The organism is Anaerosacchariphilus hominis (genome assembly GCF_014290175.1).
GTDB lineage: Bacteria > Bacillota > Clostridia > Lachnospirales > Lachnospiraceae > Laedolimicola > Laedolimicola hominis.
The window spans coordinates 233,620-254,910 of the sequence record NZ_JACOOR010000001.1 but is presented as its reverse complement, the minus strand read 5'-3'; the positions used below and the strand labels follow the sequence as shown (position 1 = coordinate 254,910).

The following is a 21,291-nucleotide window of genomic DNA, read 5'->3' as shown; positions in this document are numbered from 1 at the left end:
AGCCCTTAGGGAGGGGTTTAACTAAACCAATTCATAGCATCCACATAATCCTGCAATCCGCTTTCCTTCAATGCCAGTTTGGCGTATAGCAGAGGCGTTTCCTCTGCCAGCCAGTATAGATATACAATATCAGTCAGATCATCAAAGATAACGGAGGAATTACATTCCTTGCAAGGGATAACGAGAATGGAGTTCTCTCCAGTATTGACGATAATAGAGTCTGTGGCAGGTTCATACATACCGAACCGGAAATTAAGATTGTTATTCATGGCAGTCTCCTTCCCCCAGATACTTTGCACCATCCAGCAGGTCGATAATAGCTGTTAGCATATTAGTGTATTCGATCTGTAATTCATTAATGGCTTCCGATGAAGGAAGAGTATCGGGAGTGCAGTCTGATGAGGTAAATGCCTTTTGCATTTCAAGTAATTGCAGATAAAATGCATTCACAGTTTGCACCAGAGGATAGATGGTTTCTTTCTTGCCAACAACACAGAGGCGGTTATAGATGCAGGAACGGATGAAGTAATCTTTCTTCATCATTCCGCTGGCAAGAATCAGGGCTTCGATTTGTTTTCGTTCAGCGTCAGTAATTCTAAAGCTGATAGTTGGATTTTTATGTTGATTGCTCATGGTTATGCTCCTTTCGATTTTGCTGTGGCAGCAGGCGTAATAGATAACTTGACAGCCACAGGAATTTATTCGTTGTGAGTAATAAAAAAAGTAGATTATATCAAGCCGATGGAAAACTTTAGGTGCAGATACTGCAACTAATTTGCTACTAAAAGTATTAAAAACAATGTGAAAAGAGCGATATTATGCGAAATAGAAGTGCCCAAAATGCAGGAAATATCAGCATTTATGAGTTGTCGATAAAAACCTCGGGAAGAGTTTGAATAACGGATTAAAATGCCGAAAGCCAGTATTTATGCGGGTTTTCGGCATTTGTTTTATCAAATGGCTCTAGTTTGGCTCTATTTGTGGGGAGAGTAATATATAATAGAATTTATATTTTATATAGTGAATTGAGTTGGGTTAAGTGAATTTCCAAACAGAATGGTTGGATGGCACATGATGAAGAATATGATGCAATTATGGGCGGTATAAAGGACAAAAAAGAAAAGCAAATTTAATAGTAAAAGTTTGGATTTGTTGGCTGTAATTGAAAAAAATATATACTCTTGCAGAAGTATTAGTTCTTATGTTAGGATACTATCTAAGGAAAGTACCCATGACAGGGTGGTAGCCTCCCGAGTTTTATGATACCGGTCTACCGGAATACATAGGAAGGGAGGTGGCGCCGATGACGGCTTATGAGATCATTTCGACTTTCATTGGGATATTAGCATTGCTGATGTCACATCTTAAGACAGGCGGCTGGCCGCCTGTCTTAGACTATGTTTTTACTTATTCTGGAAGTCGTCCTTCGTACATGATACTCAACTCCCCATAGACCTGGCCCCAGTCCCGGATGGTAGTTGTCCATTTCTTAGTAGCCTCGAAAGTGGCCAGATATAAGGCTTTTAACAGCGCTGTATCACTTGGAAATACGCTTCTCTGGCGATTCAGTTTCCGGTATGTGGAGTTCAGTGATTCTATCGCATTTGTTGTATAAATGACCTTCCGGACAGTGGTTGAAAACTTAAAAATTGGAGAAACAGCATCCCAGTTGTCCTTCCAGCGTTTCATGGAATTCGGATATTTCGGACTCCATTTTTCTGTCACACGGTCTAAAGCAGCCAGAGCCTTCTGCTCATCAGCAGCCTGATAGATGGTTTTTAAATCTGTAGCGAAAGCTTTCCTGTCTTTATCCGGAACGTATTTCAGCGTATTTCTTACCTGATGGACAATACACCTCTGATATTCTGTCTTTGGAAATGCCGCCGAAATCGCTTCCTTAATGCCTGTAAGGCCGTCTGCACAGATAATCAGGATATCTTTAACCCCTCGATTTTTTAGTTCATTTAAGACAGAAAGCCAGTATTTCGCACTTTCATTGTCACCAATCGTGATGGTCAATACTTCCTTTTTGCCCTCTGTGTTAATCCCCAGAATTACATAGGCTGCAAGTTTACGAATCACTCCGTTGTCCCGCACAGAATAGTGGATAGCATCAATGTAAAGAATCGGATATACGTCATCCAGCGGCCGATTCTGCCAGTCTTCAATCTGCGGAAGTATCTTATCTGTTACATCAGAAATAAAACTTTCAGACGTTTCAAAGCCATAGATATCTTCAATTGTTTCCGAAATTTGACGTGTAGTCATTCCTTTGGCATACATGGAGATAATCTTCTGGTCAATGTCGGAGATATCTTTCTGCCGTTTTTTGACAACCTGTGGTTCAAAGGTTGATTTTCGATCCTGTGGTACTTCGATTTCCATAGAACCATACCGGCTGTTTACCTGCTTGCGCTTATAGCCGTTTCGATAATCGTCGTTGTCAGAACGCTCGGATTTCTCATATCCGAGATGATCATCCATTTCTGCCTCCATCATTTCCTTGATGGTGCCACCAAGGAGATCTTTAAGAGCATCCTGGATATCTTCAGCAGTCTCAATGTCGTATTCTTCGAGAAGCTGACGAATGATATTTCTTTTTCCATCGGTCATTTGTACTCTGTGTACAGGTTTCTTTTGTCTTGCCATAATAAAAGGCCCTCCTAATGATATTTATTTTATCATAGAAGGACCTTGTGATGGTTATTTTACAGAAAAAGTTTCATAGACTCGCAAGCTGATTTGACCATAAACTTAAAATTTTTACGACTCTTCATTTTAGAGTCCACTCCATTACATATTCTTTTTCGCCAGTGAATTCATCCAGCCGTTCAGACTGAATTGTGAATCCTTCTCTTTGATAAAAAGACATTGCCCTGCCATTTTTCTGATACACGCTTAGCTGTAATCTGACTTTTTTGTTCTTGATATAATCCAGCAAAGCTTTGCCTATACCATGGGACTGCATTTTGCTGGAAACAAAAATACCTTCTATATATTTATCCTGTACACCTACAAAGCCTTGAATTATTTTATTATCTTCATACACATAAACTTCTGCCTGTGGCAGCATTTTCTTCACGGCTTCATAATTACCGATCCAATATTGTTCAGAAATAAAATCATGTGCTTCCAGATTCGTCTTTAACCATATATCCGCAACCCTATTTATATCTACTTTCTGCAGCCTTCTAATCATAACAATTATCCTCCATCAAATTCGTATGCTGCCCATTTCCTTTCGCTAAGGGCGTCGCCCTCTGAGACGTCAGCACATTAGTCGCCCCGCGTACATCCATCCCATTATCATCCGGGGTATGCCAGCCCGATAGATGTAGGGAAAACCGCCTGGTCAGCGGATCTTCCGGTCTTTCCGGTGGTGCTGCATATTGGAGAATAGGAGGCATAAAGTCCTTGAGCGGCGTAAATGCGTCCTCCAGGCCGATGCGCGTTGCCGACCTTGTTATTGAATCCGAGAAATTCCGTATATCTCCACGGTTTCGTGATATTTCCCTCCTCAAACATTTGGAAGTGTCTTTTAAGAGCTTCGCGGTGCGGTTAATGTTGCCGTGCTGATTTACCGGGGGATTGCTGGCCAGATTAAAAAATCCCCTGATGGCAGGTGCGAAGACTGTCATATTTCGTCATTTGAAGACCGCGCTCGGCGCCGATCCAGAGGAATACGGGAAGCCGTTGCGCACATGGGCGTAGATGATACAGCGCCCGCCGCAGTTGTTTCGCCCGGCGGTGGGAATGATTTTGATTTCACGCATGGGATGCAGGACCTTTCTCCGAAAAACATCTAACAGAGAGTATAACATAATCGGAAAAGATTCGCGACAGGAAATCAGAATCCCTGGGAAAAAATATATAATATATTAAACCTATTGACATAGTAGGAATATAAGTATATGATAAAAAAATACAAATTTAAAAGAACGGAACAGGTGAAAAATATGAGCGATATTTCCAGAGAAGAGGCATTTACCTTATTAAAAAAGTACAATCAGGATCCCTTTCACATCCAGCATGCGCTGACCGTAGAAGCCGTGATGAAATGGTACGCGCGGGAGCTGGGCTACGGCGCTGAAGAAGAGCACTGGGGCATTGTAGGTCTGTTGCACGACATTGATTTTGAATTGTATCCGGCGGAGCATTGTCTGAAAGCGCCGGAGCTTCTGCGGGAGGGCGGCGTGTCGGAGGATATTATTCATGCGGTCGTTTCCCATGGTTATGGTATCACCATCGAGTGCGGCGTCACCCTGGATGTGGAGCCGGTACATGAGATGGAAAAGGTGCTGTACGCGGCGGACGAGCTGACCGGTCTTATCTGGGCGGCTGCATTGATGCGTCCTTCTAAGAGTACCAGGGATATGGAATTGAAATCCCTGAAGAAGAAATACAAGAGTAAGGGCTTCGCCGTAGGCTGCTCCAGAGAGGTCATCGAGCGGGGGGCGGAGCAGCTTGGCTGGCCGCTGGAAAAGCTGCTGACCATGACGCTTCAGGCCATGTCCGACAGCGAGGACGAGATCAACCGGGAACTGGAAGCGGAGTAGAAGCCGGATCAGATACAGACATGAGGAGAGCAGGATATGGCATACGCAATTGACACACGATGTATTCACGGAGAGGAACACGGAAATCCGGATTACAATCACGCAATCAGTTATCCGATTTACCAGACGGCTTCCTTTTCCCATCTGACGCCTGGGCACAATCCCAACGGTTTTGATTATTCCCGGGAATCCAATCCCACAAGGGCGTACCTGGAGGAGACGCTAAGTTCTCTGGAGGGCGCTCGGGATACCATTGCTTTTTCATCCGGAATGGCGGCGATTTCCGCAGTGTTTGAGTATTTTCGACCGGGTGACCATATCATCTGCGGGGAAGATCTGTACGGAGGCGCGGTAAGACTCATCGAGCAGGTTTGCCGGAAAAATGGCTACGAGGTGGAATTTGCGGATACCACGGATCCGGATGTGCTGAAAGCGGCATTGAAGGAAAATACGAAGGCAATTTATTTTGAGACGCCGACAAATCCGATGATGCGGATCACGGATATTGCGGCGGTGGCAGAGCTTGCGCATCGGGCGGGGGCGCTGGTGATCGTGGACAATACCTTTATGACGCCTTATTTTCAAAATCCTCTGAAAGAGGGCGCGGATGTGGTCGTACATTCCGGCACCAAATATCTTGCCGGGCATAACGATTCGGTCTGCGGCTTCCTGTGCAGTGGAAGTGCTGAGCTGGCCGACCGGTTCCGGCTTCTGTCGAAGACCACAGGTGCGGCTCTGGGCCCATTTGAAAGCTGGCTTTGCCTGCGGGGACTGAAAACACTGGCCCTCCGTATGGAGCGTCATAAAAGCAACGCGGAGGCGGTCAGCCGGTGGCTGCGGGAGCAGAGTATGGTTACCAATGTGTATTATGCGGGAAGCGGCATGATTTCCTTTACGGTAACGTCTCCGGAAATCGCGGTGGCGATTCTGAAAAATATTCGTCTGATTACCTTTGCAGAAAGCCTGGGCGGAACGGAAAGTCTGTTGACCTATCCGGCAGTGCAGACCCATCCGGATGTGCCTCGGAAACAGAGGGAGAAGCTTGGAATTACCGATACGTTGCTCCGGCTGTCCGTGGGAATCGAGAACCCGGACGATATCATAGCGGATCTGAGACAGGCGTTTGAAAATACGGAAAAGTAAAGGAAAAAAATATGGCGGAGAGAAACCTGAATTTTGATGAAAAAATAAACCGAAAGGGCACGAAATGCCTGAAATATGATTTCGCGGTGAAGCGGGGATATCCCGAGGATGTGCTGCCTTTATGGGTGGCGGATATGGATTTCCGGACCACCTCTTATGTGGAAGACGCGCTTACCGAGCTGGCGCACCATAATATCTATGGCTATACGAATACCCAGATCGGAGACGGTTTTTTCGAGGCCGTGTCAGGCTGGATGAAACGGCACCACGACTGGGAGATCCGGCCGGAATGGCACGTGAAGACGCCGGGCGTGTGCGTGGCTATCGCAAATGCCATTCGGGCAGTGACGGAGCCGGACGACGCTGTGCTGATTAACCAGCCGGTTTATTATCCTTTCAGTAATATTATTCTGCAAAACGGAAGAAAACGGGTCAGCTCCGATCTGGTGTGTGGAGAAGATGGCAGCTATACCATTGATTTTCAGGATTTTGAGCAGAAAATTGTAGAGAATCAGGTGAAGCTTTTCATTCTGTGCAACCCGCACAATCCAGTGGGACGGGTGTGGACGAAGGAGGAGCTGCTGCGCATCGGAACCATTTGTCGGGAGCATCAGGTGCTGGTGTTCAGCGATGAGATTCATTTCGATTTTATCTGGAGCGGGGAGCATCACGTTTTTCAGGAAGTGGATCCCGCCTTCCGGGAGTTTACGATGACGGCGACGGCCCCCAGCAAAACCTTCAATCTGGCCGGGCTGCAGCAGTCGAATATTTTTATTCCCAATGAGAAAATCCGGAAAGCTTTTATCCGTCAGTATCAGGTGTCCGGTCTGGACGAGCCCAATACCTTTGGAATCGCGGCAACACAGGCTGCCTATAATCACGGCGACGAATGGTATGAGGCCATGAAAAAATATGTTTGGGAAAATATCTGTTACGCGAAAGAGTTTATTGATGAGCGTATCCCAGATGTTAAGATGAATCTGCCGGAAGGAACCTATCTGTTCTGGCTGGATTTCCGAAAGCTGGGGCTCAGTGCGGACGAGCTGGAGGATTTGATTATCCACAAAGCCGGTCTGTGGCTGGACAGTGGCCGAATCTTCGGAAAGTCTGGCGAGGGTTTCCAGAGAATCAATGCGGCGTGTCCGAGAAGTACGATTCAGGAGGCGCTGGAGAGGATAGAAAAGGTATTATAGAGAAAAACGCTGAAGAGACGATAAAATCGTATCCCTGTACCTGCTTCGGGACGAAGCTGCCGTTTCCTATACGGCAGAAAAATATGGCTCCAGGCTGCAGACGATGGCGCAGCGGATCAGGGGCGATTCGGCGATGATATAATGAGCGCAAATGAGGAGTAGAGATACATGAACCAGCAATTCATCCAGGCGGTCCAGTTCGACTGGAACCGAATCGATCCGGACAGCTATTTAAACCATATCGAAGCATTTCAAGGCATAGAACGCCTGGATTTTCAAAGTCCGATTACCTTTTTCGTGGGTGAGAACGGCAGTGGAAAGTCCACGCTATTAGAAGCTATTGCGGTGGCCCATGGCTTTAACTCGGAGGGCGGGACGAAAAATTATACCTTTTCTACCCATGATACCCACTCGGAGCTCTGCGACGCTATCCGGCTGATAAAAGGATATCGGAAGGAGAAAATCGGCTACTTTCTGCGGGCGGAAAGCTTCTACAATGTGGCGACCCAGGAAGAATCCTATGCCGATCCGCTGCATCCATCCGCCAGGTATCACGAAAAATCCCACGGTGAGAGCTTTCTGGCGCTGGCCCAGAATTATCTGAGGCCAAATGGCCTGTATCTGTTCGACGAGCCCGAAGCGGCCCTGTCGCCCCAGCGGCAGCTCACACTTTTGATGGAAATACACCGCTGCGCGAAAAGCGGCAGTCAGTTCCTGATCGTGACCCATTCGCCCATACTGCTGGGCATCCCGGGCGCGGATATTTACTGCTTTGACGACGGGGCGATTCATCCCTGCACCTACGAGGAGACCGAGAGCTTTCAGGTCACCGAAATGTTTGTCAACAACCGGGAGGTTCTGTTGCGGAGACTGTTGGGAGAAGAAAATTAAAAGGGTAAGAAAAACCTTATGGAGTTTTAAAATAATAAATGAAACTCTATAAGGTTTTTTTTTACAATTTTCATTGGATAATAAGGATTCTTTTGGTATGATATCTATAAAGGACAATACTCATACGTGGAGGAGAAGAGTATGAATGCAGTATGTCGTGATATCTTTAAAGCAATACATGAAAATAAATGGTTAAGTATCGAGTATAAAAATAAACAGGAAGAAATTACGAAGTACTGGATAGGAATTATTGATGTAAATCCGATAAAGCGGATCCTGCATGTAGAAGGACTCCATTTGGGGCAATTTTCTACAGCGAGGCTTAATATTTATATTGATTCCATAGTATCTTCCAATGTGATAGAAGGGTCTTATTTTGAGGTAAAAGAACGCCTGAAAGAAGATATCCAGTTAAATCAACAAAAATATGAATCATTATTTCATCAGATATCGAATTTGAAAATTTTGAATTATTATATTGATTGTAACAAACTGGATTCCATCCCATACAAAACCGAATACAGTCTAATTGATCATTTTGATGGAGATTGTATCAGGAAAGGAGATTATCATCTGACCCAGGAGCAATTCCGGGAGATTGTAACAAATTTTCAATATGGAAGTGCGAATAACACAAAGAAACGTATCAGACAGATTGCGTTAAATGTATTAAGTGTGCCGATGAAACAGGGATTATATGTTCTTGCATATCGGGAAATGCGTTTGGACGTGGTTAACAGGTGTTTAAAGCCATCGGAAGAAATTACGATTTGTACAGAGTTCACGGTAGATGGAGCGACGCAGAGTATACGAAAGTTTTTAGATGCGGATGATTATGAGCTTTTGAATGAGTTCGAAGAGAATCAAGAAGTTATCAAGGATAGAATTACGGAATGTAATTCACATATTAAAGGCGTAGATGATATGCCGTATTTAATTGCAATTGGACGAGATATTATTCTGGATCTTCAAGAGGAATACAGAGCAATTGATGATATGTTTCAAAGTGGAAAAGTATCGGCGCCAATTAAAGCTTTTTTTGGAAATTTAGTACAGGAGCCCGCAAGCAGAAAAGTCTTTCCGATTGCTTTATTAAATAAGCAGATTAATCTGGATCAATTATTGGCGATTCATAATGCCATGAAGTATCCGTTAGCATATATTCAGGGGCCTCCGGGAACAGGAAAGACAAACACGATTGTAAATACTTTAGTTACAGCTTTCTTTAATGAACAGACGGTGTTGTTTGTATCCTATAATAACCATCCTATTGATGGTGTGTGTGAAAAGCTTCAACATATTTCAAATGGAAAGAGAGGGACGATTCCATTTCCGATTATTCGATTGGGGAGTGATGACAGAGTAGCAGCCGCGTTAGACTATATTAAAAAGCTGTATGAAAACACGAAGAATATTAATATATTTGAGGGAACTCTGGAAAAAAGAAAAACGGACAGAGTTGCGAGAACACGAAGATTGACGGCGTTGCTGCAGGAGTATGAGGAACGGCTGAAATTGCTTGAAACAAAGGAAGCGATTCTCAGTCTGATGGAATCCAATAAGCATTTGACTTTTCAGACACAGTTACAGGGGATTCAATTAGTACAGGTTAACAATAAAATTGAGAAGACGAAAGATTTCACAGATGAAGAAGCGCTTGAGTTAGTATTAGAAGATGAAGAAGCTTTTAAAAGTTATTTATATTATACTTCCGCAAAGTGTATAAAACGTTTGCAGGAACCGAAGAATGCGGATCTTTTGGCTATTGTGAGGATGGAAGATAAGGAGAAAAAGGTTAAGGCCTTTAATAGTTATCTGAGAAAAGATGATAATTTAAAAAAATTTCAAAAGATTTTTCCAATTATTGCCACAACATCGATTTCGGCACACAAAGTGGGAGAACCAGGAGTACATTTTGATATGGTGGTCATGGATGAGGCGAGTCAGGGGAATATTGCCACATCCCTGGTGCCGATCATACGAAGTGAAAGCTTGATGCTTGTGGGAGATCCCCAGCAGTTAAACCCGGTAATTTTACTGAATCCTGTAAATAATCAGAGGCTTCGAAAGATGTATCAGATAACAGATGAATATGATTACATCAAGAACTCCATTTATAAAGTGTTTCTGGCCTGTGATTCTGTTAGCAGAGAAATTCTTTTGAGCCATCATTACAGATGTAATAAGCAGATTATTCAGTTTAACAATAAAAAGTATTATAATGGAAAGTTGAAAATTTGCAGTCAAAGCAAAGAAGACAAACCATTGATTTTCCAGGACGTTCCTGGGAATAGTACTTATTATAAAAATACAGCACCGGCGGAAGCAGATGAGATTGTTCAATATGCGTCATTGCATAAGGATAAGAGTATTGGGGTGATTACTCCATTTGCGAACCAAAAAGAACTGATTAATCAAAAGCTGAGAGACAGCAGTTTAGACAATGTGGTGTGTGGGACAGTTCATGCCTTTCAAGGAGATGAGAAGGATGTTGTATTGTTTTCGCTGGCTCTTACGGATAAGACCAGTCAGGGAACTTATGGCTGGTTGAAAAATAATAAGGAATTACTTAATGTAGCAGTTTCAAGGGCGAAAGATAAGTTGATCATTTTTTCAAGCAGTAAAGAACTAGAGCGGTTGCATAACAATTCAAATGATGATGATCTGTATGAATTGGTTCAGTATGTGAAGCATAATGGAGTGTCAACAGTTACTCCAAAAACAAATGCATCTCGCGCATTGGGAATCAAACCATACAGTACAGAAACAGAGCAGGCTTTCCTGGAAAATTTGAATCATGCACTGGATAATGTTTTGAACACAAATCAAAAATGTGTTGTTCAAAAAGAAGTAAGTATTGCTCACGTATTTCAGGATAATAGTACTTATAATGATTTATTTTATACGGGCCGCTTCGATTTTGTGGTTTATGAGAGACAGCCACGAAGTAAGATAGATATCCCGGTTTTGGCAATCGAGCTGGATGGAAGAGAACATCAGGAAAAAAAGATTGTAATGGAACGCGATAGAAAAAAGGAAGAAATCTGTCGGGAACATGGATTTGAGCTAATCCGTGTCGAAAACACGTATGCCAGAAGGTATCAATATATGAAAAATATCCTGATGCGGTATTTTGCCAGTGTAAAGTAATTTTTGTGCAGACGATCAGAGAAGACAGTTATGAACATAAATCAGGCCAGACGCATTCTCTCCATCACCGCGGAGGAGGACAGGTTGTATTTTTGCTTGATTCCTCTGTTGAAGAAAAAATGACCAGCGTCTGGATGAAGGTAAAGAATGGCAAAGTGCAGCTTGACTTCCATTTGGAAAAGAATGCGGAAACCTATCGGATTCCGAATTGAAATCCGCAGATAGCGGAATTGTTCGGAAAAGCATAAAAAGCGAAAAAACACGAAGGAAAATATGTATGAGAAAAGCATATTATCATCTTCCGGGGCTGTTTGAATTTTACGAGCTGTATCAGGTGTTCCTGCCATTGTATCGGGAACACCGGGAATGGTTCTATGACTGGTGCGGGATAGGATCCATCTATGGCGCTCCGGCGGATTGTATCTGGGGCGGAGGCCGGGCCGGATTCGGGGAGGCAGAGCCGGGGGAGGTACTGGAACTGATGCGGGAATACGGGATTTCAGCCCGGCTGACATTCAGTAATTCGTTGCTTCAGGAAGAGCATCTTTCAGATAAAAAATGCAATGCTCTTTGCACCCTGTTTGAGCAGCAGGGGACAGGGAAAAAGGGCGCAGTGCAAAACGGCGTGATTCTTCATTCGGATTTGCTGCTGAATTATCTGAAGAAAACGTATCCGGGACTTTATTTTGTCTCTTCCACCACGAAGGTTCTGACCGATTTTCAGAAGTGCCGGGAAGAAATCAGGCGGCCGGATTTCTGCTATGTGGTGCCGGACTTCCGGTTGAATCAGCAAATAGAAAAGTGGAAAACGCTGCCGCAGCCGGAGAAAGACAAAGTAGAATTTCTCTGTAACGAATGCTGCTGGTCTGGCTGTCAGGATCGGAAACGCTGCTATGAAGCGGTCAGCCGCAAAAATCTCGGAGAAAATATAGAACACGAATGTCAGGCACCGGACGCAGGGGAAGGTTATCGCTTCTCGAAGGCGATGAAAAATTCCGGCTTTATCGGGATTGATGAAATTCAGGCTGTTTACCTGCCTGTGGGCTTTTCCCAGTTTAAAATCGAAGGCCGTAGTCTGGGCAGCGCCCTGATTCTGGAATTCCTGCTTTATTATATGACGAAGCCGGAATATCAGCTGCAGGTCCGGGAAAAGATTTATCTGGATAATATGTTGGATTTATTTTAAAGGAGCAGAACATGATAAAAGCAATGGTATTTGATGTGGACGACACGCTGTATGATTTGTCGGTGCCTTTTCGGAGGACGGCGGAGGAAGTATTTCCGGGGGAAAAACTGGATTTATACGGAGCTTTTCTGGCCAGCCGGAAATATGGCGATCAGGTTTATGCCCAGTCCTTCCGGGGAGAGATGTCCCTGAGAGACATGTACATTTATCGGTATCAGAATGCCTTTGCAGATTTTGGAAAAAAGATTGATGCAGAGACTGCGTTGAAATTTCAGACGGTGTATGAGAGAAAACAGCAGGAGATCTGTATGACAGAGGGCATGGAGCGGATGCTGGAGTGCCTGGGGAAAAAGGTGAAGCTTGGAATCATCACAAACGGCCCGGGACAGCACCAGTGGGACAAGGTTCACGCCCTGGGAGCGGAACGATGGATCCCGACGGAGCATATTCTTATATCCGGCGAGGAGGGAGTCGCCAAACCGGATAAAGAAATTTTTGAGCGTGCAGAGAAAAGACTGGGCCTCCGGCCGGAGGAGCTCTGCTATGTGGGAGATTCCTACGGAAATGATATTCTGGGAGCGAAGAGAGCAGGCTGGAAAGCGGTCTGGTATAACCACAGAGGCCATCAGACCGGGAAGGAAGTAACACCGGACGCGGTGGTCGATACGGAAACAGAACTGGCAGAGCTACTGGGGCGGATGGCCAATGGGGGCTGAGAAAAAGCAACCTTGTGTTTTCTCCCGCCTTTCTGTATAATGGAACTGAAACGCAGGCGGATAAGGAGGAGTTTTTATGTATTCATTCAACAGCCGCGTCCGCTACAGCGAGGTGGGCGAGGATAAGAAGCTGACATTGAACGGAGTCATCAATTATTTTCAGGACTGCAGTACCTTTCAGTCGGAGATGCTGAATAATGGCGTGGAGCGTCTGGAGCAGCTGCACCGGGTCTGGGTGCTGTCTTCCTGGCAGATCGTGATTGACCGGTATCCGAAGCTTTGCGAGGAGATCGAGATCGGAACCTGGCCCTATTATTTCAAAAATTTTGCAGGCTACCGTAACTTTGTCATGCGGGATAAGGAAGGAAAGCTTATCGCCCATGCCAACAGCCTCTGGAGCTTCTTGGACACGGATACGGGACTTCCCACCCGGGTGCCGGAGGATATCGAGCGGGCTTATGTGTTGGAAGATAAGCTGGATATGAAGTATGCTTCCCGGAAGGTTCCTATGCCGAAAAATGGCGAGACGGGCGAACCCTTCCCGGTGCAGAAGCATCATCTGGATACCAATCATCACGTAAATAACGGTCAGTACATCCAGATGGCACGGGAGTATGTGCCCGAGGATTTTCCCATTCACCAGATGCGGGCCGAGTATAAGAAATCGGCGCTGCTGGGCGACATGATTTACCCGGTGGTAGCCCTGGAGGATGAGCGCTATACCGTGGGCCTGTGCGACGAGCTGGGACGGCCCTACGCAGTCGTGGAATTATCGTAAGAGAGGATAAAAATGATTGAATTAGGAAAAAAACAGGAATTAACCGTAATAAAAAGAGTTGAATTCGGCGTCTACCTCGGCGAGCAGGAGGGAGCGGAGGAGCGCGTACTGCTGCCGAAGAAGCAGGTGCCGGAGGGAACGGAAGTGGGTTCGAAGCTGACAGCCTTTGTATACAAGGATTCCAAGGATCGCCTGATTTCCACTACAAATGAACCGAAGCTGGAGCTGGGCGGCCTGGCTGTTCTGAAGGTGGCTCAGGTGGGGAAAATCGGCGCTTTTCTGGACTGGGGCCTGGAGAAGGATTTATTACTGCCCTTCCGGGAGCAGACCCGGCGGGTACATGAGGGCCAGGAGGTGCTGGTGGCGCTCTACATCGACAAGAGTAGCCGTCTCTGCGCGACCATGAATGTCTATGAATATCTGGAACTTCATTCTCCCTATAAAAAGGACGATCGGGTCAAGGGAACCGTCTATGAAATCAGCGAAGAGTTCGGCGCCTTTGTGGCGGTGGACAACCGCTATTCCGGCCTGATTCCCAGAAAGGATTTCCACGGCGGAGCGAAAATCGGCGATGTGGTGGAGGCCCGGGTCACCGGTGTTCATGAGGACGGCAAGCTGAACTTAAGTCTCAGGGAAAAAGCATACCTGCAGATGGACGCAGACGCAGAAACGGTGCTGAATGTCATCGATGAATTCGATGGCGTCCTGCCTTTTACGGACAAAGCTTCACCGGAAGTCATCGAGCGGGAGCTGCATCTGAGCAAAAATGCGTTCAAAAGAGCCGTAGGCAGACTCTTAAAAGAGGGTAAAATCGAGATAACGGAGAAAAGCATCCGCCGCAAAGTGTAAAAAATGTTAAAATTTATTTAAAAACAAAAATAGTGCTTTCCAAAGTAACTGTTTGCGGTTATAATAGGAGAGAAAAGAAAGGGGTGAATCAGAATGAAAGTACAGAATATTACCGATATCGATAAGTTCTTCAAGGTAGTAGACAGCTGCAAGGGAAAAGTTGAGCTGGTTACAGGCGAGGGAGACAGACTGAACCTGAAGTCAAAGCTTTCCCAGTATGTATCTATGGCGAACATCTTCTCCAACGGAGAGATTCCTGAGCTTGAGATCATCGCATACGAGAAGGAAGACATCGACAAATTAGTTTCATTTATGATTAATGGTTAAAAATTAAAACGAGGTACTTGTTCCGCTGGAACGAATACCTCGTTTTTTTTATGCAATAGGAAATTCCGTCGGAATCTCCTATTACATAAAAGCCCTCCGGGCAGGATTCTATTTTAGTTTTTTAATTTCAATCCGGGCAGTTTTTATGGTATAAAATCAACAGCCCCTTCAACAACAAATCGTCATCCGGAATAATCTCATGCCGACACAAGGGCGTAATCACTCCGGCCAGTCCGCCGGTGGCCACCACTGTACAGGTTTCACCTAACTCCTCGTTGATCCGGTCAATCAGTCCGTCCAGAGCTCCGGCGTTCCCGTAGAGGATGCCGCTCTTCATGGAATCCACCGTATTGCTTCCGATGAGCTTCTTCGGCTTCTCCAGGGAGATATAGGGTAACTGTGCCGCTTTGCCGGAGAGGGCATTCAGGGAGACGGCCACGCCCGGCAGAATCATTTTACCGATGTAGGCCTTGTCCCGGTTGATGACGGAGACTGTGGTGGCGGTGCCCATGTCGATGATAATCTGGGGCACCGGATAGCTGTGGACGCCTGCCACAGCTCCCACGATCAGGTCGCTGCCCTGCTGGGCCGGGTCGTCCACGGCCAGCTTGATGCCGGTTTTGATGCCGGGTCCCACCACCAGCATGCGGGCGCCGGTGAACTTTTCAGCCGCCAGCTTCACCGTATTGGTTACAGAAGGAACCACAGAGGAAAGGATGCCGCCCAGGATCTGGGAGGGCTTTATCTCATGGAGATCCAGCATTTCCCGCATGATGGTGGCGTATTCCAAGGCTGTGGATTCCTGCTCCGTGGAAAAACGCTCCAGAAAGAGAAGCTGGTCTTTATGAAAACAGCCCATGACAATATTCGTATTTCCGATATCGATGGTAAGAATCATGTGTTCCTCCTGAATCCGTTTCGTAAGCCCGTGGCAGCAGGTACTTCAGGCTGTAATATAGGTTTAGTCCCGGTTAATCAGGCCCGCCTTCAGAAGCGCGAAGCCCACCGCTCCGGTGATAATCGTTGATGAAATCATTTCGCACACCGCATTGATTCCCACAAAGCCGCATACGAAAAGAATAATATTTTTACCGCCGATGAGGCCCTGCATATATTCGGTATTGCCGAACAGGACAACCAGTGCGGTCATGAAAAACAGAGTATTTAAAAATGCGGAGAAGAAGCCGGTCACGAAGCAGCCTACGCGTGCGTTGGAAGCCTTCTTTACACCGCGGAAGATATAACCCAGCAGAAGTCCGTCCAGGAGACGGGGAATAAAACGCTGGATAAATGCCAGTACGGGATTGATGCCGAAGAGTACGACACCCATGGAGCTTACACCGCCCACACCAATGCACTGTAAAAAGCTGGTCAGTCCAAATACGGCTCCCGCGGCAGCTCCGCCTGCAGGTCCCAGGGTAATGGCAGCCAGTGCGACAGGGATCACATTGAACGAGATAGCCAGAGGCCCGATGTTCAGGTATCCCAGAGGCGTATAAGCCATCAGAAGTAAGATGCCGGTCAGCAGTCCGAGAACGGTTAGCTGCCGTGTTTTGGTAGATGTTTTCATATTCAATTTTCCTCCTTGTTATTATTCCGCATACGCGGATACAATACAATTACGGGGTAATGATAGCATAGGGAAATCCGTAATTCAAGCAAATAAAAAGTTCGGGGGCCTTTGTATTGAAAAAAATGCGAAATTCCCCTATAATCAAGGGGAATAAACTGGGAGGAAACGCGATGACATTTGATAAGAACACCTTAAAAGGAAAGACCGCGGTGCTGGCGGTGACCGGCAGTATCGCTGCATATAAAATCGTAAATCTGGCGCGGATGCTGAAGAAACTGGGCGCCAATGTACAGGTATTGATGACGAAAAACGCCACGGAATTCATCACACCGCTGACCTTCGAACAGCTTACCGGCAATAAATGCCTCATTGACACCTTTGACCGGAATTTCCAGTACAGCGTGGAGCATGTGGCGCTGGCAAAGCAGGCGGACGTGGTGCTGGTGGCTCCGGCCTCTGCCAACGTGATCGGCAAGATCGCGAACGGCATTGCCGACGATATGCTGACTACTACGGTCATGGCCTGCCCCTGCAAGAAAATCATTTCCCCGGCCATGAACCACAACATGTACCACAACCCCATCGTCCAGGATAATCTGGAGAAGCTGGCCCGCTTCGGCTATGAGATCATTCCGCCGGAGACCGGCATGTTGGCCAATGGGGACAGCGGAGACGGCCGGATGCCAGATGAAAAGCTGTTGTTGGAATATATTCTGAAGGAAATCGCCTGCAAGAAGGATCTGGCAGGGAAGAAGGTGCTGGTGACCGCGGGAGCCACCCGGGAAGCCATCGATCCGGTACGCTTTATCACCAATCATTCTACCGGGAAAATGGGCTTTTCCCTGGCCCACGCAGCCATGCTCCGGGGCGCAGAGGTGACGCTGGTGGCAGCTCATACGGAGGCGGAGGCGCCCCTGCTGGTGAATGTGGTGCGTGTAACTTCAGCACAGGATATGTTCGAGGCCGTGAAAGAGCGTGCGGAGGAGTCTGATGTGATTATCAAGGCCGCTGCAGTGGCGGATTATACGCCGGTGACCGCCGCAGACCATAAGATAAAGAAGGCTGAGGGCGGACTTTCCATCGAGCTGACCAGAACCCGGGACATCCTGAAATATCTGGGTGAGCATAAGCGGGGAGGCCAGGTGCTCTGCGGCTTCGCCATGGAGACGGAAGACCTGTTACAGAACGCGAAGAAGAAGCTGGAAAGTAAGAACTGCGATCTCATCTGCGCCAACAGCCTGAGAAAAGCAGGCGCGGGCTTCGGCGGCGATACCAACTGCGTGACTGTATTGACGAAGGATGGAGAGCGGGAGCTTCCGTTGCTTTCTAAGGAAGAGACAGCCCATGAGATCTTAAACGAGATCTGTAAAAAACTGGGATAAGGAGACTTCATGTCATTTGTACATTTGCACACCCATACAGAATACAGCCTTCTGGATGGGTCCAATAAGATAAAAGAATATGTGGCCCGGGTAAAGGAGCTGGGCATGACTGCGGCGGCCATCACAGACCACGGAGCCATGTTTGGCGTCATCGATTTCTACCGGGCGGCCCGGGCGGAGGGCATCAAGCCGATTCTCGGCTGCGAGGTCTATGTGGCCCCCAACTCCCGTTTCGACAAGGAGACCACCGGCGGCGACGACCGCTATTACCATCTGGTACTGCTGGCTGAAAACAATCAGGGCTACGCCAATCTTATGAAAATCGTGTCCCGGGGCTACGTGGAGGGCTTCTATTATAAGCCCCGTGTGGACATGGAGGTATTGCAGGAGTTCCACGAGGGAATCATCGCCCTGTCCGCCTGCCTGGCGGGCGAGGTGCCCCGGTATATCCAGAAGGGACTCTATGAAGAAGCGAAAAAGTCTGCTTTAAAATATGAAACAGTCTTCGGAAAAGGAAATTATTTCCTGGAGCTGCAGGATCACGGCATTCCGGAACAGAAGACCGTCAATCAGGCGCTGCTGCGTATGAGCCAGGAACTGGATATCCCGCTGGTGGCTACCAACGACTGTCATTATACCTATGCTCAGGACGTGAAGCCCCATGATATCCTCCTCTGTATCCAGACCGGCAAGAAGCTGGCGGACGAGGACCGTATGCGCTACGAGGGCGGCCAGTATTACGTGAAGTCCCCTGAAGAGATGGAGGCTCTGTTCCCCTATGCGAAAGAGGCGCTGGAAAATACAGGGAAAATCGCGAAGCGCTGTAATGTGGAGATTGAATTCGGCGTTACCAAGCTTCCCAAATACGATGTGCCGGAGGGCTATACCTCCTGGGAATATCTGAATAAGCTCTGCTTTGACGGACTGGCAGAACGCTACCCGGACGATGACGGTACCATGCGGGATCGTCTGACCTATGAGCTGGGCGTGATCAAAAATATGGGCTACGTGGATTATTTCCTGATTGTCTGGGACTTTATCCATTATGCCAGGGAGCATGGAATCGCAGTGGGACCGGGACGTGGATCCGCGGCCGGAAGCATTGTTTCCTATACCATGGGGATTACGAACATCGACCCCATGCGCTACCAGCTCCTGTTCGAGCGTTTCCTGAACCCGGAGCGTGTGTCCATGCCCGATATCGACGTGGATTTCTGCTTCGAGCGGCGCCAGGAAGTCATTGACTACGTGGTACGGAAATACGGCAAGGACCGGGTGGTGCAGATCGTCACTTTCGGTACTATGGCTGCCCGGGGTGTCATCCGGGATGTGGGCCGTGTCATGGATCTGCCCTATAATTTCGTGGATTCCATTGCGAAGATGGTGCCACAGGAGCTGAATATCACTCTGGAAAAGGCCCTGAAAATGAATCCGGAGCTCCGGAAAAGCTACGAAAACGACCCCCAGGTTCAGGAGCTGATCGATATGTCCATGCGTCTGGAGGGACTTCCCAGACACACCTCTATGCACGCGGCGGGCGTCGTCATCAGTCAGAAAGCCGTGGACGAATATGTGCCCCTGTCCCGGGCTTCTGACGGCTCCATTACTACTCAGTTTGTCATGACGACCCTGGAGGAGCTGGGCCTGCTGAAGATGGATTTCCTGGGACTGCGTACCCTGACGGTGATCCAGGACGCGGCCCGTATGGCGTCCGAGCGGATCGGACAGACTATCGACATCGATAAAATCAATTATGACGACCCGGCGGTCTATGCTTCCCTGGGAACCGGCAAGACTGACGGCGTGTTCCAGCTGGAAAGCAGCGGCATGAAGGGATTCATGAAGGAGCTGAAGCCAAAGAGCATGGAGGACGTCATCGCTGGTATCTCCCTGTACCGCCCGGGCCCCATGGATTTCATTCCCCAGTATATCAAGGGCAAGGATCACCCGGAGAGCATCACCTACGACTGCTCCCAGCTGGAGGAGATCCTGAAGCCCACCTACGGCTGTATCGTTTACCAGGAGCAGGTTATGCAGATCGTGCAGAAGCTGGCCGGCTATACTCTGGGACGAAGCGATCTGGTGCGCCGCGCCATGTCCAAGAAAAAGGCGGCGGTGATGGAGAAGGAGCGTCAGAATTTCGTCTTCGGAAACCCGGAGGAGGGCGTGCCCGGCTGTATTGCTAATGGCATTCCCGAGCAGACAGCCCAGAAGATCTATGATGAAATGATTGATTTTGCCAAGTACGCCTTTAACAAGTCCCACGCGGCGGCTTACGCGGTGGTGGCCTATCAGACGGCCTGGCTGAAATACTATTATCCGGTGGAATTCATGGCAGCGCTGATGACCTCGGTCATTGATAATTCGGGCAAGGTATCCGAGTACATCCTGACCTGCAGACAGATGGGCATCGACATCCTGCCTCCGGATATCAACGAGGGAGAGGCCCGGTTTTCCGTATCCGACGGCGCCATCCGCTTTGCGCTCTGTGCCATTAAGAGCATCGGCCGTCCGGTGGTGGATGCCATTATTGAGGAGCGCAGACTGGGCGGACAGTTCAAGAGCCTGACAGACTTCATCGAACGTATGGGCGGCAAGGATGTGAACAAGCGGGCGGTGGAGAATCTGATCAAAGCCGGAGCCATGGACAGCCTGGGCGGCAATCGGCAGCAGTTTATTCTGGCCTATGCAGGCATCATGGACAGCGTGGCCCAGAGCCAGAAGACCATGATGACCGGCCAGCTTTCCCTGTTCGACCTGGTGGGCGAGGAGGAAAAGGCCAGCTTCCGGGCCAAGCTGCCGGACGTGGAGGAGTATTCCAAGGAGCTTCTGCTTTCCTTTGAAAAAGAGGTGCTGGGCGTCTATGTCAGCGGCCATCCTCTGGAGGAATACGAGGACCGCTGGAAGAAAAACATCACGGCGGTGACTACGGATTTCCAACTGGATGAGGAGACCGGAAACAGCAAGGTCTACGATGGCCAGCCGGTGGTCGTGGGCGGCATGATTACCGGAAAGACTATCAAATATACGAAGAATAACAAGGTCATGGCATTCCTTCAGATAGAGGATCTGCTGGGAACCGTGGAGGTGGTGGTGTTCCCCAACGTATACGAGAAGAATTCTCAGAGCCTTACGGAGGATGCCAAGATCTTCATCAGCGGCCACGTGGACGCAGGAGACGACCGGGCGGCCAAGCTGATCTGTGACCGGATCATTCCCTTTGACGCGGGAAAGAGGGAGCTGTGGATCCAGTTTCCCGATCAGGCGTCCTGCCTGGCCCGGGAGCCGGAACTTCTGAATATGCTGGCAGACAGCGACGGCAGGGATCCGGTGGTACTCTACGCGGCGGCGGAGAAGCGTGTGAAGCGTCTGCCAGCCGGAAAAAATGTGAACGCGGACCCGGATCTGGTGGCAAAGGTGGAGCAAAGCTTCGGTAAAGGAAATGTAAAAGTTGTGGAGAAACGTATTGAAAATATCAGTCGAATGAAGTAGAATCGTAACTAAATCAGGATTACAGAAAGGTGCCCGGAGCAGAAAACCGGACAGA

Annotated in this window: 18 protein-coding genes; 12 read left to right on the top strand and 6 right to left on the bottom strand. The window is 47.9% G+C overall.

Annotated features, from left to right (window positions below; genetic code table 11):
* Nucleotides 1-17: 17 nt before the first annotated feature.
* The 4 genes from H8S44_RS01215 to H8S44_RS01200 form a co-directional block, all read right to left on the bottom strand.
* Nucleotides 18-269 (bottom strand): hypothetical protein, encoded by a 252-nt coding sequence (locus H8S44_RS01215; protein WP_186872867.1) that lies wholly within the window; start codon nt 267-269, stop codon nt 18-20.
* Nucleotides 262-633 carry a plasmid mobilization protein gene (locus H8S44_RS01210; protein WP_186872868.1) on the bottom strand — a complete coding sequence of 124 codons (372 nt, stop codon included), beginning with the start codon at nt 631-633 and terminating at the stop codon, nt 262-264. Before H8S44_RS01210 ends, H8S44_RS01215 begins: the two co-directional genes overlap by 8 nt.
* A gap of 774 nt (nt 634-1,407) precedes the next feature.
* Nucleotides 1,408-2,649, bottom strand: a complete 1,242-nt coding sequence (locus H8S44_RS01205; protein ID WP_117467627.1) for an IS256 family transposase — start codon at nt 2,647-2,649, stop codon at nt 1,408-1,410.
* Between the two features lie 124 nt (nt 2,650-2,773).
* Nucleotides 2,774-3,199 (bottom strand): N-acetyltransferase, encoded by a 426-nt coding sequence (locus tag H8S44_RS01200; protein WP_186872869.1) that lies wholly within the window; start codon nt 3,197-3,199, stop codon nt 2,774-2,776.
* Between the two features lie 757 nt (nt 3,200-3,956).
* On the opposite strand from H8S44_RS01200, the gene H8S44_RS01195 reads away from it, so the two are divergent.
* From H8S44_RS01195 to H8S44_RS01150, 10 genes are all read left to right on the top strand, one after another.
* Entirely contained in the window at nt 3,957-4,556 is a 600-nt protein-coding gene (locus H8S44_RS01195) for an HD domain-containing protein (protein WP_186873018.1), read from the top strand.
* 36 nt (nt 4,557-4,592) lie between these two features.
* Nucleotides 4,593-5,699: a trans-sulfuration enzyme family protein gene (locus H8S44_RS01190; RefSeq protein WP_186872870.1), complete on the top strand. Its 1,107-nt coding sequence runs from the start codon at nt 4,593-4,595 to the stop codon at nt 5,697-5,699.
* A gap of 11 nt (nt 5,700-5,710) precedes the next feature.
* Nucleotides 5,711-6,892, top strand: a complete 1,182-nt coding sequence (locus tag H8S44_RS01185) for a MalY/PatB family protein (RefSeq protein ID WP_186872871.1) — start codon at nt 5,711-5,713, stop codon at nt 6,890-6,892.
* Nucleotides 6,893-7,060: 168 nt separating this feature from the next.
* Nucleotides 7,061-7,783: an AAA family ATPase gene (locus H8S44_RS01180; protein ID WP_186872872.1), complete on the top strand. Its 723-nt coding sequence runs from the start codon at nt 7,061-7,063 to the stop codon at nt 7,781-7,783.
* Between the two features lie 141 nt (nt 7,784-7,924).
* Nucleotides 7,925-10,933 carry an AAA domain-containing protein gene (locus H8S44_RS01175; protein WP_186872873.1) on the top strand — a complete coding sequence of 1,003 codons (3,009 nt, stop codon included), beginning with the start codon at nt 7,925-7,927 and terminating at the stop codon, nt 10,931-10,933.
* Between the two features lie 277 nt (nt 10,934-11,210).
* Nucleotides 11,211-12,119 carry a hypothetical protein gene (locus H8S44_RS01170; protein ID WP_186872874.1) on the top strand — a complete coding sequence of 303 codons (909 nt, stop codon included), beginning with the start codon at nt 11,211-11,213 and terminating at the stop codon, nt 12,117-12,119.
* Nucleotides 12,120-12,130: 11 nt separating this feature from the next.
* Nucleotides 12,131-12,835, top strand: coding sequence for an HAD family hydrolase (locus H8S44_RS01165; protein ID WP_186872875.1), 705 nt, complete (start codon nt 12,131-12,133; stop codon nt 12,833-12,835).
* 76 nt (nt 12,836-12,911) lie between these two features.
* Nucleotides 12,912-13,613 carry an acyl-[acyl-carrier-protein] thioesterase gene (locus H8S44_RS01160; protein WP_186872876.1) on the top strand — a complete coding sequence of 234 codons (702 nt, stop codon included), beginning with the start codon at nt 12,912-12,914 and terminating at the stop codon, nt 13,611-13,613.
* Nucleotides 13,614-13,625: 12 nt separating this feature from the next.
* Nucleotides 13,626-14,462 carry a CvfB family protein gene (locus H8S44_RS01155; RefSeq protein ID WP_186872877.1) on the top strand — a complete coding sequence of 279 codons (837 nt, stop codon included), beginning with the start codon at nt 13,626-13,628 and terminating at the stop codon, nt 14,460-14,462.
* Nucleotides 14,463-14,555: 93 nt separating this feature from the next.
* Nucleotides 14,556-14,789, top strand: coding sequence for a polya polymerase (locus H8S44_RS01150; RefSeq protein ID WP_087163641.1), 234 nt, complete (start codon nt 14,556-14,558; stop codon nt 14,787-14,789).
* A gap of 127 nt (nt 14,790-14,916) precedes the next feature.
* On the opposite strand, the gene H8S44_RS01145 is transcribed toward H8S44_RS01150, so the two are convergent.
* Together H8S44_RS01145 and H8S44_RS01140 are read right to left on the bottom strand one after the other, a co-directional pair.
* The gene (locus tag H8S44_RS01145; protein WP_186872878.1) at nt 14,917-15,687 is read right to left on the bottom strand and encodes a type III pantothenate kinase; all 771 of its coding nucleotides are present in this window, start codon (nt 15,685-15,687) and stop codon (nt 14,917-14,919) included.
* 63 nt (nt 15,688-15,750) lie between these two features.
* On the bottom strand, nt 15,751-16,359 hold the full coding sequence (locus H8S44_RS01140) for an ECF transporter S component (protein ID WP_186872879.1): 609 nt from the start codon (nt 16,357-16,359) through the stop codon (nt 15,751-15,753).
* 173 nt (nt 16,360-16,532) lie between these two features.
* On the opposite strand from H8S44_RS01140, the gene coaBC reads away from it, so the two are divergent.
* Together coaBC and H8S44_RS01130 are read left to right on the top strand one after the other, a co-directional pair.
* A complete protein-coding gene (gene coaBC / locus H8S44_RS01135; protein ID WP_186872880.1) occupies nt 16,533-17,744 on the top strand; it encodes a bifunctional phosphopantothenoylcysteine decarboxylase/phosphopantothenate--cysteine ligase CoaBC in 1,212 nt (403 codons plus the stop codon).
* A gap of 9 nt (nt 17,745-17,753) precedes the next feature.
* Nucleotides 17,754-21,236, top strand: a complete 3,483-nt coding sequence (locus H8S44_RS01130) for a DNA polymerase III subunit alpha (protein ID WP_186872881.1) — start codon at nt 17,754-17,756, stop codon at nt 21,234-21,236.
* Nucleotides 21,237-21,291 lie beyond the last annotated feature (55 nt).

Excerpts from the sequence above, each read along its gene's own strand:
- H8S44_RS01175 (WP_186872873.1), top strand. The coding sequence starts at position 7,925 with ATGAATGCAGTATGTCGTGATATCTTTAAAGCAATACATGAAAATAAA.
- H8S44_RS01185 (WP_186872871.1), top strand. The coding sequence starts at position 5,711 with ATGGCGGAGAGAAACCTGAATTTTGATGAAAAAATAAACCGAAAGGGC.
- H8S44_RS01195 (WP_186873018.1), top strand. The coding sequence starts at position 3,957 with ATGAGCGATATTTCCAGAGAAGAGGCATTTACCTTATTAAAAAAGTAC.
- H8S44_RS01140 (WP_186872879.1), bottom strand. The coding sequence starts at position 16,359 with ATGAAAACATCTACCAAAACACGGCAGCTAACCGTTCTCGGACTGCTG.
- H8S44_RS01165 (WP_186872875.1), top strand. The coding sequence starts at position 12,131 with ATGATAAAAGCAATGGTATTTGATGTGGACGACACGCTGTATGATTTG.
- H8S44_RS01155 (WP_186872877.1), top strand. The coding sequence starts at position 13,626 with ATGATTGAATTAGGAAAAAAACAGGAATTAACCGTAATAAAAAGAGTT.
- H8S44_RS01160 (WP_186872876.1), top strand. The coding sequence starts at position 12,912 with ATGTATTCATTCAACAGCCGCGTCCGCTACAGCGAGGTGGGCGAGGAT.
- H8S44_RS01130 (WP_186872881.1), top strand. The coding sequence starts at position 17,754 with ATGTCATTTGTACATTTGCACACCCATACAGAATACAGCCTTCTGGAT.
- H8S44_RS01210 (WP_186872868.1), bottom strand. The coding sequence starts at position 633 with ATGAGCAATCAACATAAAAATCCAACTATCAGCTTTAGAATTACTGAC.
- H8S44_RS01200 (WP_186872869.1), bottom strand. The coding sequence starts at position 3,199 with ATGATTAGAAGGCTGCAGAAAGTAGATATAAATAGGGTTGCGGATATA.
- H8S44_RS01215 (WP_186872867.1), bottom strand. The coding sequence starts at position 269 with ATGAATAACAATCTTAATTTCCGGTTCGGTATGTATGAACCTGCCACA.
- H8S44_RS01180 (WP_186872872.1), top strand. The coding sequence starts at position 7,061 with ATGAACCAGCAATTCATCCAGGCGGTCCAGTTCGACTGGAACCGAATC.
- H8S44_RS01170 (WP_186872874.1), top strand. The coding sequence starts at position 11,211 with ATGAGAAAAGCATATTATCATCTTCCGGGGCTGTTTGAATTTTACGAG.
- H8S44_RS01205 (WP_117467627.1), bottom strand. The coding sequence starts at position 2,649 with ATGGCAAGACAAAAGAAACCTGTACACAGAGTACAAATGACCGATGGA.
- coaBC (WP_186872880.1), top strand. The coding sequence starts at position 16,533 with ATGACATTTGATAAGAACACCTTAAAAGGAAAGACCGCGGTGCTGGCG.
- H8S44_RS01150 (WP_087163641.1), top strand. The coding sequence starts at position 14,556 with ATGAAAGTACAGAATATTACCGATATCGATAAGTTCTTCAAGGTAGTA.
- H8S44_RS01190 (WP_186872870.1), top strand. The coding sequence starts at position 4,593 with ATGGCATACGCAATTGACACACGATGTATTCACGGAGAGGAACACGGA.
- H8S44_RS01145 (WP_186872878.1), bottom strand. The coding sequence starts at position 15,687 with ATGATTCTTACCATCGATATCGGAAATACGAATATTGTCATGGGCTGT.